The organism is Myxococcales bacterium (assembly GCA_022563535.1).
Lineage (GTDB): Bacteria > Myxococcota_A > UBA9160 > UBA9160 > UBA4427 > DUBZ01.
In genome coordinates, this window is record JADFNE010000012.1 from 69,956 (window position 1) to 85,822 (window position 15,867).

The following is a 15,867-nucleotide window of genomic DNA, read 5'->3' on the forward strand; positions in this document are numbered from 1 at the left end:
TCGGTTGTTCCCGCGCACATATGAAGCATGGATTGCCGACACCGGGCTCTCGCCTGTTCGAGCAGGCCTGCCCCGTGGGGCGGACGAGCGGGCGCTCAGAGCGATTCGATGATCCGCTCAGCCGCGCGATGGGCCAGCGCCATGCCGGTGAACATGGGGTTTACCGAAGGACAGCGGGGGAATATTCCAGTGTCAGTGATGTAGAGATTGTCCAGATCGTGACAGCGTCCGAATTCGTCCACCACCCCGAGACTGGAATCGCCGTGCATGCGCGTCGTACAAAACGCGTGGTTGCCGGCACTCACCAGATCACGCGCTCGGATGGGATGGGTTTGCAGAAGTCGCGCTTCGTCGAGGGAATGCATCTCTGCGGGGAGACCGATCACGCCGGGCACGATCTTCCGAGCCCCCGCCGCGAAGAATATCTCCGCGATCACCCACAATGCGCGGGCGAGAATTTTGACGTCCTCGGGATGCATGTGCCAACGCAAATTTGGTTCCAGGCCTCGGCGCTTGGGTCGCACGGTTCCGAGCGAACGATGGGTGCTGCCGATCGCATCCCAGTTGGCGAGGTACGGCAGATCGTTGAACCGCTCGAGCAGTGCCTTGCCAAAGCCCGGCATGCGAACCGCGGCGACCGCCGGAGGCGCCCAAAGCGATTCCAGCTTGAAGCCCTCGCGCAAGAAGTGGAGCGACTGGTAACCCTGGGTCGCACCAAACTGAGGATTGACGACTTCCGGAAAAATGCCCGCGATCGCCACTCCGGGATGAAACTGCAGGTTGTTTCCGACCTGCCCCGATCGATTGGCCAGATTGCCACTGCGCTGCAAGAGGATTGGAGTCGCCATGCAGCCAGCCGCCAGCACCACGACCTTTGCCTTGACCTTGAAGCGATGACTCCGCACACCCGTGAAGGGTTCGACGACCTGCCCCGAAACGCCGGTCGCTCGACGTCCGTCGCTCAACACATTTTGCACCTGCACCGACGTCAGTACCTTGGCTCCCAGGCGCATCGCATCGGGGATGTAGCTGATGTCCATACTCTGTTTGGCGCGCGCCCTGCAACCGGTAAAGCACTCTCCCGAACCGCGACAACCCCGCACATTGCGCTCGATCGGCTCGCTCGAGTAGCCGAGGGCATCGCAGCCTTCCTTCATCAACAGGTTTCGGCGTCCTTGTACATTATCCGGTGTCGGTGCGATTTTCAGATACTCCGCAACGGCGTCGAAATGGGGATCGAGAGATTCGCGAGTGGTATGCTCGAGGTCGTAGCGACTCGACCATTCGTCGAAGACAAAGGCCGGAGGCCGAACACAGATCGCCGAGTTGACGAGCGACCCGCCGCCCAACGCGATCGCCTGCATGGTGGGCATGATCGTGCCCCGCGTGCTTCTCAGGCCCGCTTCGCGCAGGGTCCGCGCCATCGAGAGACTGCCCTCAAATTCGTAGTCCTGAGGCGTAAACGGGGGCCCTTCTTCGAGCAGAACCACACTGTGCCCCGCGGCCGCGATGCTATGGGCGACAACTGCGCCGCACGGGCCCGACCCCACGACCAGTGCGTCCGCTTCCTCTTCGAAATCCCTGTCGTACTGGGCAAAGACCCGAAGAACCTCGGCGCTCGGATGTCGATCATGGGTCGCGATACTCACGAGATGGTCTCCGAGGACAGATTTGTCGATCTGTGAGTCGATGAAGTTGTAGCTACCGGTGCTGGGATTGCGTAGTCGGGATGGAGCGGCCCCTCGATATCCAGTGGCGTGCCGTCGCTCGGCGGGCCTAGATCTTGTTCGCTGTAGGGAATTTGATCGGGGTGCTGCCCAATGGCGGGGTAGAGCAGGTCCGCCTCACACAAGGGCGATTCCATCGCATAGGGCGCCAGCCCCAGATGGCGCATCACCACCGGATGTCCGAGATACCCCATCGTGAGCACCGCGCGAAGAGCGGTGAAGCAAATCTGACGGAAGAACTTCGAACTCTGAGACCAGCGTTGCAGCACCAGTTCGCGCTGCTCGAGGGTCAGCGATGAGAACCGCCGCATCCCAGTCCACCCCGGTCCCGGGAACAGCAGGGTCCCGTGCTCGAACAACATGAACAGTGCACGAATCTGCCAACGCACGTTGGGCGGGAGGGAAGCGAGGAAGCGATCGGCAAAACCTGGAAGGTCGGCTTCGATGCCAGAAAAGGGAATGGCTCCATCAGCCGGAAACATCACCTCGGCAGTGGAGGAGATCAAGGCGACTTCCCTTCGCGCCAGCACCTTGAATTTCCGGGCCGTGCCCGAATAGCCGAGGAACACCCGACGCACGATCAGAAAGATCGCCAAGGTGATGAGGATCCACGTAGTCACCGACCGATAATAACGACTCAATCCGAATCGTCAGCGGGCTCGCGCTAATGCTGGTGGATGGAATTATCCTGAGACAGACCGTGGACCCAGGCGTATGCCTCGTTTTCGCAACGCTGGAGCGCCGGGATTTCGAGACCCAGGTCGGCGAGGCTGTGATCGACCGAGTCGAAGTCTGCCCGCTCGATCAGCTGCACAAGGGCGAGCAGCCGTCCGAGGATCCCATCACCCTTCAATAGCGCGGACTCGACCTCGTCTTCGAGGTGTAGCTCCGGGATGATTTCTTCGGCCGGGCGCCCGAGGAGCGCGTCGACCAACGAGAGCATTCCCACCAGAAACGCAGCTTCCGATTGCGCTGTAGCCGTTCCTTCTTCGATCAGTTCGATCGCGAGCAATTCCATCAGCCGACCCCGGTGGGACGCGGTCTGGAGCAGCGGATTCTGCATACCTTCATCACTATCCCCGACGTAGAGCAGCATGAAGAGCCAGCGCCTGAGGTTTTCACGGCCTAGATACACGACAGCGTCTTCGACACGCCCAATTCGGCTCATCAGCCCCATCGCGGCCGAATTCACCAATCGCAATAGACTCACACTCAGGCTCGCGTTTCGCTTGAGGGTCTCGCAGAGAACGTTGGTTTCTGCGTCGGCGATCAAGTCCTGAATCAGGTCGAGCACCGCGACTCGTGCCGGGTCGAGGGCGTCGCTTTCGAGCACCTGGGGAACGGCAAAGAAGTAACCCTGGAAGAGATCGAATCCCAACTTCAGACATTCGTCGAATTCTTCCCGGGTTTCGACCTTCTCGGCAAGCAACTTCACATTGTGTCTGCGCAGACTTCGCACGACGCTCGCCCAGCGGTTGCGTGGAATCCCGGGAAGATCAACTTTTACGTAATCCACGAGAGACAGGAACTCCTCTCGCGGGTCTTTCTGGACCCAATCATCGAGGGCCAGAACGAATCCTTGCCTTTGTAGTTCGGCGCACCGATCTCGCAGCTTGTCCTCGACCACCACGTTCTCGAGAACTTCGATCACCACCCGATCCTTGGGCAGCGCTTCGATCAGATCGCTCATGATCATCGGCCCCACCACGTTGAAGAAACCCAGCGAGTTCCCAAGCACGCGATCGAGCCCCATGGTCATGAAAGTATTCACGATCACTCGGAGGGATGCGGCTCCCTGCTCCGAAAACTCGGCTGTGCGCGCGTTTGCAGATCCGCGAAACAGGAGTTCATAGGCCACCAGCTTTTGATCGCGGTCGAGGATCGGCTGACGGCCGACGAAAATATGCGAGTTCGAACTCATGAGGATGCCCGATACTGGTTGAGCGAACAGCGTGCCCGTTCTATCGGCGCAATTCGCACCCAGCTTCAGCCAGTTCAGTCTGGCGCGAAAATCGCTGGGCGCGGCCATGTATCATTACAGGGACCCGGTAGCTTTCGCCGTTCGCCCTGTCGGGTGATCGCCCCAGAGGCGGACGGGTAGACTGTCAATTGGCTTCAGTTGGATCGGCGCCCCACCGATTAATTGGTTTCGGTGCCCATAACGCATCTGGAATCACCCTACAGGGGAAAGCGAATGCTCAATCAAGCTCGTCGGTTTACCGTCGCATTTTGTCTCGTTGCTCTTTTGGCAGGCATTACCCTCCCGCTCTCAGCGGGCGCCGATGAGAGTTTCATCAATTCATCCGGCACGGAAGCCCATGCCGCGACCTCGCCGGTCATGGTCGACCTGCTGATTTTGCGTCCCATCGGTTTGGTTTCGCTGGTGTTCAGCAGCGTCCTTTTCCTCGTCCCGGTGCTGCCGATTACGCTGCTCACCCGGCCGACCGAGATCGGAAAGCCGTTCAAGATCATGGTCACCGACCCCGCGCGCTACATCTGGGGACACCGTCTAGGCACGCACTAGACCGCTGAAAATCGCGACAGAGGCCCAGAAAATGGGCGCGTGCCCCGGGGTTGCTCCCCTGGAACCCGACCCAAGGCTCCCGATTGCCCGTGTCGGACTCGTGCGAAGTGCGCAATCCTTACTCGCATCTTCCCGAATCTGATCCCCGTGTAGCCTGCGGCTTTTGGGTCAATCCGTGATAAGGTTCGGCGCCCGAAGCGCGTGCCCAATTGAAACGAAAGGAATGCCCCATGTCGGAACAGCCGAATCTGGTTGCCGAAATGAACCCCGAACTAGACAACCTATACCGGGAAGAGTCGTTTACGGATCTCAAAATCGCTCAAATTCGCCGACTCACCCCGGTGAAACCCGACGGCACGCAAGACGATTCGCGACCTGTAATCTTCATTGGCGAAACCCAGCTGATGTCCGCCCGGGGCCCGCTGCCAATCCAGACACCCATCGAAGCAGCTGACATCAAAGAGGCGTTCGAGAAATTTCCAGTGGCGATCAACGCCGCAGTCGAGCGGATGATCGATGAAGCCAAGGAAATGCAACGCCAGGAAGCTTCCCGCATCGTGGTTCCCGGCCAGGGATCAGGCGGGTTGAGCGTACCCCCCGGCGGGAAGATCACGCTTCGCTAACCGTCCGCTAAGGAAGCACTGCGAAGCAGCGTAATCCTGCTGTTGGGGCCGGGGTCTAAGCGTCTGGATCCTCGGTCCCACCGAGGACCTCGAGGTGGTACTGCTCGAGCCCCGCAAAGACTTGGAAGGGCGCTCCCGTCGCCGCGTTGAAATTGGGCAGCGGGGCCGCGTTGCTGAATCGAAGCAGGTTTGCAAGCAAGGTCCGGAAAGCCTCCAACTGATTCGCTGCGCCCTCGGTGAGCTGTGCCGGATCGAACCGATCGCTGCGCATCCGGATGACCTTCATGGGTTCGCCCGCGGCCTGCCAGTTGACGATCAGATCGATCAAAACGACGGGCTTTTCGCCGAGACCCTGAATCGCCGCTGCGGCCAATGCCTCGATCCGCTCGTACGGTAGTCGGGTCTTGTTGCCACCGTCCACTTCGATCACGATTGCCTCGGCCTCGAGTGCGAGTGGGACGGCGCTGCGAATTTTCAGGCTTCGCATTGCGGGCTCGATGTTGACGGCGGTCGTCGTCTCGTCGCCGTCACTGGATGGCAGATCTACTTCGGTGATGGTGGTCTCGCTATCTTGGTTTGGACGCGAAATGTTTACGACGGTGACCGTGTCGTCGAGGATTCCCGCTTCCAACGCAGCCTCTGCGAGGTCGGCAGCGTCGAGTTCGTCGAAGGCTCCGGCCAACTCGTCGCTGAGATCCTCGATCTGCCCCGGATGGTTCCACTTTTCCTGGGACTCGATGTCACCGGGTCCCGCTGCGAGTTCTTCCTCGAGCTCGTCGATACTGAGTGCCTGGGGATCGAGGCTGGAAATGGCGTCGTCGTTTTCGTAGCGATCGGAGTTCCGCTCGGCGGGATCGCCCAACTCGAAGTTTGTTTCGGCGTTGGCGTCCACGCTGGAGTGAGGAGCTGCCTTTGGCGGCGCATCGCTTTGATGAGGCGTCGTGTCCGGCAAGAGCTTGTCACTCAGCTTGTCGAGATCTGCCCGTTCGACCACTCCCAGCTGCCCGTCTTCCAGCGCGATTTCCGCCGCGCGGCGGGTCAACTCCGGATCGAGATCACGAGCGATTCGAACGATTCGCTGGGCCATGGCGGTGGTCAATGGCTTGGTCCCCGAAATGGCTCGGGTCATCGCGGCAATTGCCTCTTCTGCATGACCTGCGTCGAGCAGCGCTTCGCCGATCCGCACGAACAGTTGGGGATGCGAGGTCAATTTCGTGACTTCTTCGGTCATCGCGAACCAGTTCAAGATCGCCTGCTGCGAGTTCCCGGTCTGCAGATCGTTCTCGACCACAAACATCATTGCTTCGACCACGCGAGATGCCTTGCCGAGCTGAGTAGAGACATCCCAAAGGGCCAGGGCTACATCGCGATCCTCCGGCGACCGACGATACTCTTTGCGCAGCAGTTCAAAGGCTTGCTCGACCTTCCCGGCCTCTCTTGCGAGCATGGCTTTCTCGAGCACACGATTGTCGACCAACTCCTTTGTTTCCTGCTCTCGATCGATCGACTTGTCTTCGACCTTCAGCACCATCAACACCGCACTCACAAAGGCTCCGAGAGCGAGACCCGCGCCGTGAACGCCGGCCGTGGCGTTGACGATCTCGAGCGGGGATGACACCCCACGATTCACGGCGTATTCGACCGTCAGCCAAACCGGAAGCAGCAGCCAACTCGGCATCGGGATCATCCCGAATGCGCGGGGCGCTCCCGCCGATGGCGACGAACGAACGAAGTACGCGCCCATCAGCGTTGCGATCAGTCCGCTCGTGCCGATCCACGGCATTCCGGTGGCGCCAAGGTAGTCGAAGTACCCGCTCGCAAAGGCCGTCGTCAGCACTCCGGCGGACGCAAGGCATCCGAACAGCATCGGACCCCAGGCATCTTCGAGGGCGATGCCGAGAATGAGCAGCCACACGATCGAGAGAATCAGCGCCAGTTGAGTTTCGTGCACGGCAAAATGCATGATCCAATTGGCGCTTGGCGCATCCTTGGAGCGAATGCCCAGCCTCCATTTCGGAAGAAGTTGGATGTCAAAAAGTGCCTGTTCGAGCAATTTGTCGAACTCGCGTTGACTGCGGCGCATCAGATGTTCAGACATCAGCGCGAGGCCCTGCTCCCTGCGCTCTTTAAAAAAGGCCTCGCGACGCGACGCGACGGAGCGGAGGGGAACTACACTGCCAAAGCGTTCATCGACTTCCAGGAATTCATTCTCGTCCAGGTATGCGAGAACTTCTTGTCGACTCTGTTCCGCGGACACGGACGCGGCCTGTTGTGCTCCCTGTTGTTGTACATAGAAGGCAATCAGACCCGCCACGATGGCGTAGGTGATCCAGCTGAATCTTCGGGCAGATCCGTCCGCTTGAGTAACCAGCACAAACATATGTCTATTTCTCACCGGTATCGTGTCACGTGAAGTGCGACGGAACAATCACAGTATTGGTTCAGCACGCGAGAGCAAGTCGCGCGCCAAGCCTCATCGGGTTAAGCGGAAAAACGGACATGTGGCTAAAGCGAAAACCGGGTTCTGTGCTAATCCTGACCGGATGACTGCGAGCCCGGGCGAGCGTACGAGAGGTCATTCTCGTGGGGCGGCCCACATGCAAGGGCCCTGCAGGGCTGTCACACGAATTGGGTGCTTGGCAATTGCCCTCTCTCTTTTGGGTGTTGCCTGTTCGGGTGAACCTGAAAGAGAACCCCAAGCACTGCATCCATCCGACGCTTCGGTTCTCATCGATGATTCCGAGGAACGCGCGGCTCCACCCCGTCCACCCACCGGTCTGCGGGATGAGTTCGGCTTCTCCCCGAGCGCCCATTTCGAAACCGATCAAATGCTGCGCGAGGATCTCGCGGCGATTCGACATCCGTCGGACGGTGGCGGCAAGGCATGGATGGCTTCGTATCGGCGCGCAGACGGAAGCGCGGGTCCGTTGCAAGCGGGTCAGTTCGGACGCTTCGAGATGGTCTACGAAGCGGGACCGCTGGGAATCGAAGTGGGAGGACAGCTTCACTTTCAGGTGTCGTCGTTCTGGGAATGGGACTCACCACAGAACCTGGACCCGAACGAACCCGGGTATACCGAAGCTCGGACTGACGCTCCGGGCGTCGAACTCGAACTGGACTGGTACGGATCCCCACTACTGGCGATCGTCATCCGGGGCCGCAAGCTCGAAGCCGGGGAGCGGATCGAGATCACATACGGCGCCGGTCCACTCGGCGCGAGGGGCGACGGGTATGCCGAACGAGGTGCCCAGCTCTGGTTCGCGGTGGACGGAGACGGCGATGGCGTCCGCAAGTTCCTGGACAACCCGCCGCGCGTCGACATCGCGCCAGGGCCGGCCGATCAGTTGTTGGTCGTCATGCCCACGAGCCTGCACCCGGGCGAGTCATTTGATGCGTTCATTTCGATTGTCGATGACCGAGGCAGCGCGGGTGTCCCCTTCGACGGCCTCGTCGAGTTGCAGGTGCCAGCTGAAATCGACCTCCCGACGACCGTGACATTCGCGGCTTCGGATGCGGGGCGAAAAACGATTTCCGGTGTAGCCAAACGCGCGGGTGTCTACCGCATCGAAGCTCGAGCACGGGCGAGCGGTGCCCCAGAAAGCGAAACGCTCTTCGCAATGGCGAACCCGATGCTGGTCGAGTCCGGCATCCCCCACGTGCGCTGGGCCGACCTCCACGGACACTCACAGCTCTCTGACGGAACCGGAACCCCCGACGACTATTTCACTTACGCGCGAGAAATTGCCGGACTCGACATTGTTTCGCTCACTGACCACGATCACTGGGGCGTCCAGTTCCTCGATGCGCATCCGTGGATGTGGCAACTCATTCGCGACTCCGTCAAAGCCCATCACCAACCTGGAATCTTCATCACCTTGCTGGGATATGAGTGGACTAGCTGGATCCATGGCCACCGGCACGTTATCTACTTTGAAGATCGGGGCGAGGTGTACAGCACCATGGACCCCCGGTACGAAACACCCGCACAGCTGTGGGACGCGCTGCGCGGCCAGGCGGCGCTGACCTTTGCTCATCACTCCGCGGGAGGCCCCGTCGCGACCAACTGGGCGTATCCCCCGGATCCCATTCTCGAGCCGATTACCGAAATCGTTTCGGTTCACGGCAGCAGCGAAGCCGATGACTCGCCGGGAGGAATCTACGACCCGGTGCCCGGCAATTACGTGCGCGACGTGCTCGGCATGGGTTACCGGCTCGGTTTCATCGGCAGCGGCGACAGCCACGACGGACACCCGGGCAACGCGCATATCGCCAGCCCGGAAAGTGGTGGACTCGCAGCGATCTTCACGGAAGAATTGAGTCGCAAGGGCGTTCTCGAAGCCATGCGCGCGCGCAGAACCTATGCGACCAACGGTTCGCGGATCTGGCTTCAGGTTTCGATCGATGGGCAGCCGATGGGCAGCACCCTCGCGGCGGGATCCGGCGCAGAAACCCAGACCCTGCGCATTCGCGTGATCGGCCACGGTCCAATTTCCCAAGTCGACATCATCCGTACCGGCATCACTTCAAAGATCGACGTCGGAGGGCAACTCGACTGGTCGCACGAGCGAGAAATTCCCCGACTCGCACCGGGCGAGTATCACTATGTGCGCGTCATCCTGCGCAATGGAGGGCTCGCCTGGTCGAGTCCGATTTACGCCGACTGAGACAAGACAGAGGCAAGACACATGACCCCCGAAGTTTCGGTCCTGCTTCCTGTGTACAACGCCGAGCAAACCCTCGAGACCTGTTTGCGCAGTCTGCTTCGCCAGCGCATGCGCTCCTGGCAGTGTGTTCTCGTCGACGACGGCTCGACCGATCGGTCCCTCGAACTGGCTCGAAGTTTCGCAGCGCGAGACGCTCGCATCGAGTACATCGAATCCGACCATCGAGGACTCGTCGAGAGCTTGAACCTCGGACTCGACCGATGTCGCGCGCCCATTGTGGCGCGCATGGACGCGGACGACTGGATGCACCGGGACCGGCTCGCGGCGCAACTCGAAGCGCTGAACGCCGAGCCACAGCTCGCTGGGGTGGGATGCCACGTGCGGATCTTTCCTCGCGGGGTTGCAAACGCAGGCGAGGCTGCGGCCGAAGAGCGCGCGCTGCCCGGCGAGTCGAAGCAGACGCGAAAGGGTCGCGGCGGCTATGAAGCCTGGCTCAATTCGATTTCGAGTGCTGACGATGTCGCGCGCGAAGCCTATGTCGAGTGCCCCATCGCCCACCCGACCCTGGCGATTCGGAGCCATGTGCTTCGGGCCCATCGCTACCGGGACATGGGCTGGCCCGAAGACTACGACCTGCTGCTGCGATTGCTCGCCGCGGGTGAATCCCTCGCGGTCGTTCCCCGGCGGTTGTTGGCCTGGCGCGACCACGAAGCTCGTCTTTCGCGCTCGAGTCCACACTACGCCCTCGAGCGTTTCGTCGACTGCAAGGCGCTGCACCTTTCGCGCACACTGCTTCGCGGACGCGACCAATACATTCTCTGGGGCTACGGAAGTACGGGACGAATGCTCGCGAGGGCGCTCGCGAAACTGGGCCTCACTCCAAACCATATCGTAGAGCTGCATCCGCGGCGGATCGGACAGCAGATCCTCGGCGCCAAGGTCATTCATCCAGATGATCTGGGATCACTCGGCGTCTGCCCTCTCGTCGTTTCGGTCGCCGGCGCGGGCCCGCGGCGAGAAATTCGACAGGCGCTTTCGAAGTTGAACTATGTGGAAGGACGCGACTTCGTCTGTGCCGCGTAATCCGAGCTAGAAGTTCGCGTTACCCGGCATGCGCGGGAATGGACTGATATCGCGAATGTTCGCCATTCCGGTCATGAATTGAACAACTCGCTCGAACCCCAGGCCAAAGCCCGCGTGGGGTACGGTCCCGTGGCGGCGAAGATCGAGGTACCACCAATATTCTTTCTCGGGCAGTTCGAGGTCGCGAATGCGCTGGAGCAGCTTGTCGTGCCGATGCTCGCGCTGAGAGCCTCCGATGATCTCTCCAACGCCGGGAACCAGCACATCCAGTGCGCGCACTGTCTTGCCATCGTCGTTCATGTACATGTAGAACGCTTTGATTTGCGCCGGATAGTCGGTGACGATCACCGGGCGCTCGACATGCTCTTCGGCGAGAAAACGCTCGTGTTCACTCTGTAGATCGATGCCCCACTGGACGGGAAACTCGAATTTCTTGCTCGAATTTTCGAGAATCGAGATCGCCTCGGTGTAGGGGATATGCTCAAAGGGACTGTCGATGATGGATTCGAGATTCGCGACGATCCCGGGTGCGATGCGTTTGTCGAAGAACTCGAAGTCGTCCGGACAAGCGGACATCACATCGCGGAACACGGACTTCAAGAACGATTCCGCCAGATCGGCGAGCCCGGCCAGGTCGCAGAACGCCACTTCGGGTTCGACCATCCAAAACTCTGCGAGATGCCGAGCGGTGTTCGAATTTTCTGAACGAAAGGTCGGACCAAAGGTGTAGACCTTCGAATGCGAAAGGACCGCAATCTCGGCTTCGAGTTGGCCCGAAACGGTGAGATGCGCCTCGCTGCCGAAGAAATCCTTGCTGAAATCGACCTCGCCAGCTTCGTCGCGCGGCGGATTTTTGGGGTCGAGGGTGGTGACGCGAAACATCTCGCCAGCACCCTCGGCATCGGAGAGGGTAATGATGGGCGAGTGCAAATTGATGAAGCCGCGGCGCTGGAAGAAGTCGTGGATTGCCATCGTCGCCGCGTTGCGAACTCGCAATACCGCACCGAGGGTGTTGGTGCGGGTGCGGAGATGACCCAGGGTGCGGAGAAACTCCAGGCTGTGGCGCTTCTTCTGGAGCGGATAGTCGTCTTCGACCGACCCCACCAACTCGACCTTCTCGGCGTGAATCTCGTAGCGCTGGCCCTTGCCCTGGGATTCGACCAGCTCGCCTTCGATCTCAACAGAGCAGCCGGTGCCGAGGCTGCGCACGCAGCTCTCGTACTCGGCCAACTCGGGACTGGCCACCGCCTGCAGGCCCGAAAAACAAGATCCGTCCGTAACTTCCAGAAATGACACGTTTTTTGAGTGTCGGACCGTGCGCAGCCAGCCGCGGATCACGACCGTGCCGCCCGCCGCATCTCGCGCCAAGATCGACTTGATCGAATCGTCCATGAGCCCGTTCCCCCAAAAGCGCGCCAGTGCGACCACAGTACCGCGCGGCGACCCAAATGACCCGAATTCGGGCTTTCTCTTGTTTGCCCCTTGCTCAAACCCGGGACTTGACGCTATTGTCACCAACTGACATGTCTGTCAGTCAAGAAAATCCAGACGCGGCGACCCAGCCGCCGCGGGCATCCGCCGCGGCGCGCAGTCGTCAGGCCACCCGGGCCCGACTGCTGGAAAGCGGGCGCCTGCTGTTCGCCAAGCACGGCCTTCACGGCGTGACGACCCACGACATCGCCCACCGGGCCGAGGTCGCTTCTGGAACGTTCTATCTCCATTTCAAGAACAAGCGCGAGGTCTTCCGCGAAATCGTGGACGGCTCGGTCTCCGAACTCATCGAGCGAATGGACAACGCCGCCCTTCCCTACCTCGACGACTTGAAGCGGACGCTAGACATGCAGGGTTTCGTCACGGCGCAGGCTGAAGCGATGGTGGGATTTGCCGAAGAAAACCGTGAGATGATTCGCATTCTGTTCAGCGCCGATACGGACGCAGCGGCAGTCGGATCAGACGTCCTCAGCCTGCTGGCTTCTACCGTTGCCGAAGGTCGACGGGAATTGATGGCCGCTGGAGTCGTACCCAGCGATGTCGACGCCGCCGTACTGGGCCAGGCCGTCGTCGGGATGTGGGCCCAGGTGCTCTCCTGGTGGAGCGAGGATCCGACGCGGGTCTCGCGCAATGTGCTGATCGAAAGTTTGACCCGAATTCAACTCTCGGGGACCCATCCAATTTAAACCAAGCGCCAAACCCAAAGGCCTAACCCAATGTCTGAACAACTCACACATCACCCGATTTACAACACCCTCGACCGGGACGACTTTGCCGGAATGATCGAAAACGATCGCTACGGCTCGCGCTCGACAGATTTCGACGAGATCATTTCCGCAACGGTTGATCACTTCTGGGATCCATTGGACCCGCGCTACATCGACTTCAACCAACCCTTTGACCAGACCGCGGATACGATCATGCCGCGGGATTTCTGCATCGAACTGCAGAGCGAAGTCGCCGGACGCCTCGACGAGGGCCAGCAGATTGCACTCGCCAACCAAAACACTCGCTTCCAGCTCTCGAGTATTTTGCACGGCGAGCAAGGAGCACTCTCCCTTTCCGCGAGCCTCACAATGATCCTCAAGGACCCGGGCGCCCAGGAATACGCGGCGAACCAGACGCGAGAAGAAGCGCGTCACGTCACCGGCTTCGCCCGCTATATCCAATGCCGATGGGGCACGCCCCTGTCCCCCGGCCCGACGCTGCGGAACTTGCTGAGCGAGATCGTGGTTTCCCAGCAGGTCTACAAAAAATTGATTGGCATGCAGATGTTGATCGAGGGGCTCGCGATGGGCGCGTTCGCAACCATCAACGGCAACACCAACGATCCCCTGCTGCAGCGTCTGGTCCAGTTCGTCATGACCGACGAAGCGTTCCATCACAAGTTCGGGAAGATCTGGGCGGACAAGACCATCCCCAACCTGACTGAGCAAGAGCATGAAATTGTCGAGAACTGGGCCGCGGAATGTTTCCAGCATCTCCTCTTCAATCTGATCAACGCAGAGCAGAAGCAGGAGATTTATGCCGAGTTCGGTCTCGACTGGAAGTGGGTTCGCAGCGCCGTCATGGAAGCGTTCACAGACGAGACTCGTCGCGACAGAATGACCGAGAGCACGGACATCTTCCGGGTATTGATCAAGACCTTGCTCAAGTGCGGCATCATCACCGACCGCACGCGCCACATCTACGCGCAGTGGGTCGACATGGATGAGCTACACCGGGAAGACCCCGAAGTCGTGGGATCCGAAGTCGCCGTGGCGACCATGGAAATCCTGCGCGACATCAACGGCGGGCGAAAAAAAATCGGCAAGGCGCTCCGTACCGTCCGTCTGTAAAACCGTCTGCAATTTCAGCTCACCAGCAGCCTGGGTGGCAGAAGACGCACGCCTTCTGCCACCCAGGCTCCTGGCTCAAGACTTGCGCGGTCCTTCCCGATTCATGACAGCACTGAAGGGCGCGGCGTGAGCGTGTCTTGGATACGAGATGCGCCCAATTCGCGAAGCAATTCTCGCGGGCGACCGTTGAGTGACAGTGTTGATGGGAAAATCTCTTGTCGTCATAGGCGGTGGCACCGGAAGCTTCTCAATTTTGAGCGGCCTGCGGAACCACCCGGTCGAACTGTCTTCGATCGTCACGATGATGGACTCTGGAGGGGACTCCGGCGTGTTGCGGGACGCCTATGGCGTGCTGCCACCCGGTGATCTGCGTCGATGCCTGATCGCGCTCTCCGACGAATCCGAAATTCTGCGCGACGTCTTCTCCTATCGCTTCGAAGAACCGCCCTTGGCGGGCCACAACCTCGGAAACCTGTTCTTCCTCGCTCTCACCAAGACGTCGGGTTCCGAGCGAAAGGCGATCGAATCAATCGCACGGATTCTCAAGATCAAAGGGCGGGTGATTCCGGTCACCTGGGATCACTCTCATCTCAATGCCGAACTCGACGACGGTGAGATCATCGAAGGTGAAGGAAACATCGACGTACGGGGCAGCGCCAACCCCGCTCTGCCGGACCATGACACGGCGCGCAAAATAAAGCGCGTGTTCCTCGCTCCCAAGGCAACGGCAAATCCAGACGCACTCGATGCGATCGCTCGAGCAGACATACTGGTGATTGCTCCGGGAGATCTCTTCACCTCGAGCATTCCCAACCTGTTGGTCGATGGAATCTCAGAAGCAATCCAGAAAGCAAAGGCCCCCATGATCTACGTCGTCAACTTGATGACCAAACACGGCGAAACCGACGACTACTCCGCTTCACGACACATCGCCGAATTCGAGCGCTATGCCGGACGCCTCCCAGACGCAGTCCTACTCCACGACGGTTCAGTCCCCAAGCACCTGGTCAACCATTACGGCACACAACTGGCCAAGCCGGTCGAACTGGACATCCATCGGATACGCGACCTCGGAGTCGAGGTGATCTGGCGCAAAGACATCATGGCCGCCGATTCCCTGGTACGACACGATCCCGAGCGAACGGCAGCAGCGCTGATCAACCTCTCAAAAGAGCTACTGAAGCCGAAAGGAGTTGGGCTGGGAGAAAAACGCGGGTTGGTTTGATGCCAAGATTTGAATGGAGCGTGTTGCAGGACTTTAGGGATGAGCCTTGGGGGTTCTTGCTGTACCTGGGTTGGGTGGCCGTTGGGTAATGAGGGAAAGGGTGGGTATGGAGATGGGAGTTATTGCGGGGCGTGGTGGTGGTGCGAACAGCGGGTGGATTAAAGTTAACGAGCTGTGGATGGTATTTATGTTGTTTATCTGACGCATTATTGGGTTGATAAGGGCTATGGTCGTGCGGCGTATTCAATGGGCCAGGTGATCGCAGGCCGCTATCACGTTCAGCTCCTCACCTCGCCCACGCAGGTGCGCAATGCGCTTCGCCATGTACTTTTAAATATTAGAAAGCACTTCAAACAGCGAAACGGCCATGCGCCGCCGGTGAAGATCGATGAGGCCTCCTCGGGCAGCCAGTTCGACGGCTGGCATCCAGGCCCCGAGAGCTTACGAGTGAAGGCAGCGACCCAGGAAGACGTTGGAGTTGCCAGGGCGGTGAGCTGGCTCCTCAGTACCGGCTGGCGCAGAAGGGGCCTGGTCGACCTCGCTTTAATCCCTGGCTAAGAACAGCCCCCCACCGAGCCCTCCCGGTCGAAGCCCAGTCCTCCCGCACAGCCAGACCGCTCTTTTCCCTATCCGCCCAAATGGCAGCCAACTTCAGCCGCTCCAGACCCCCCGAGCCTCATCCCAAAGCCCAC

At 60.0% G+C, this 15,867-nt stretch carries 13 protein-coding genes; 8 read left to right on the plus strand and 5 right to left on the minus strand.

Annotation, left to right across the window (positions count from 1 at the left end; all coding sequences use genetic code 11):
• Positions 1–95 precede the first annotated feature (95 nt).
• Genes IH881_05965 through IH881_05975 form a run of 3 tightly spaced genes read right to left on the minus strand, consistent with a single transcriptional unit; the run spans position 96 to position 3,648 of the window.
• Positions 96–1,649 carry a GMC family oxidoreductase gene (locus IH881_05965; protein MCH7867225.1) on the minus strand — a complete coding sequence of 518 codons (1,554 nt, stop codon included), beginning with the start codon at positions 1,647–1,649 and terminating at the stop codon, positions 96–98.
• Positions 1,646–2,347, minus strand: coding sequence for a hypothetical protein (locus IH881_05970; GenBank protein MCH7867226.1), 702 nt, complete (start codon positions 2,345–2,347; stop codon positions 1,646–1,648). Before IH881_05970 ends, IH881_05965 begins: the two co-directional genes overlap by 4 nt.
• A 44-nt stretch (positions 2,348–2,391) precedes the next feature.
• Positions 2,392–3,648 carry an EAL domain-containing protein gene (locus tag IH881_05975; protein ID MCH7867227.1) on the minus strand — a complete coding sequence of 419 codons (1,257 nt, stop codon included), beginning with the start codon at positions 3,646–3,648 and terminating at the stop codon, positions 2,392–2,394.
• Positions 3,649–3,921: 273 nt separating this feature from the next.
• Between IH881_05975 and IH881_05980 the strand changes: the two genes are divergently transcribed.
• Positions 3,922–4,251, plus strand: coding sequence for a hypothetical protein (locus IH881_05980; protein ID MCH7867228.1), 330 nt, complete (start codon positions 3,922–3,924; stop codon positions 4,249–4,251).
• 230 nt (positions 4,252–4,481) lie between these two features.
• Positions 4,482–4,874, plus strand: coding sequence for a hypothetical protein (locus IH881_05985; GenBank protein MCH7867229.1), 393 nt, complete (start codon positions 4,482–4,484; stop codon positions 4,872–4,874).
• Positions 4,875–4,929: 55 nt separating this feature from the next.
• On the opposite strand, the gene IH881_05990 is transcribed toward IH881_05985, so the two are convergent.
• Complete coding sequence (locus tag IH881_05990; protein ID MCH7867230.1) at positions 4,930–7,269, minus strand: rhomboid family intramembrane serine protease; 2,340 nt, start codon at positions 7,267–7,269, stop codon at positions 4,930–4,932.
• Positions 7,270–7,510: 241 nt separating this feature from the next.
• Here IH881_05990 and IH881_05995 point away from each other — a divergent pair, with 241 nt between their 5' ends.
• Positions 7,511–9,538: a CehA/McbA family metallohydrolase gene (locus IH881_05995; GenBank protein MCH7867231.1), complete on the plus strand. Its 2,028-nt coding sequence runs from the start codon at positions 7,511–7,513 to the stop codon at positions 9,536–9,538.
• A 21-nt stretch (positions 9,539–9,559) separates the two neighbouring features.
• The gene (locus tag IH881_06000; protein MCH7867232.1) at positions 9,560–10,621 is read left to right on the plus strand and encodes a glycosyltransferase family 2 protein; all 1,062 of its coding nucleotides are present in this window, start codon (positions 9,560–9,562) and stop codon (positions 10,619–10,621) included.
• 6 nt (positions 10,622–10,627) lie between these two features.
• On the opposite strand, the gene asnS is transcribed toward IH881_06000, so the two are convergent.
• Entirely contained in the window at positions 10,628–12,013 is a 1,386-nt protein-coding gene (gene asnS, locus IH881_06005; GenBank protein ID MCH7867233.1) for an asparagine--tRNA ligase, read from the minus strand.
• 131 nt (positions 12,014–12,144) lie between these two features.
• Between asnS and IH881_06010 the strand changes: the two genes are divergently transcribed.
• From IH881_06010 to IH881_06025, 4 genes are all read left to right on the plus strand, one after another.
• On the plus strand, positions 12,145–12,798 hold the full coding sequence (locus tag IH881_06010) for a TetR/AcrR family transcriptional regulator (GenBank protein ID MCH7867234.1): 654 nt from the start codon (positions 12,145–12,147) through the stop codon (positions 12,796–12,798).
• Positions 12,799–12,828: 30 nt separating this feature from the next.
• Positions 12,829–13,950, plus strand: a complete 1,122-nt coding sequence (locus tag IH881_06015) for a ferritin-like domain-containing protein (GenBank protein MCH7867235.1) — start codon at positions 12,829–12,831, stop codon at positions 13,948–13,950.
• A gap of 190 nt (positions 13,951–14,140) precedes the next feature.
• Positions 14,141–15,175, plus strand: coding sequence for a YvcK family protein (locus IH881_06020; protein ID MCH7867236.1), 1,035 nt, complete (start codon positions 14,141–14,143; stop codon positions 15,173–15,175).
• A 246-nt stretch (positions 15,176–15,421) separates the two neighbouring features.
• Positions 15,422–15,733: a hypothetical protein gene (locus IH881_06025; protein ID MCH7867237.1), complete on the plus strand. Its 312-nt coding sequence runs from the start codon at positions 15,422–15,424 to the stop codon at positions 15,731–15,733.
• Positions 15,734–15,867 lie beyond the last annotated feature (134 nt).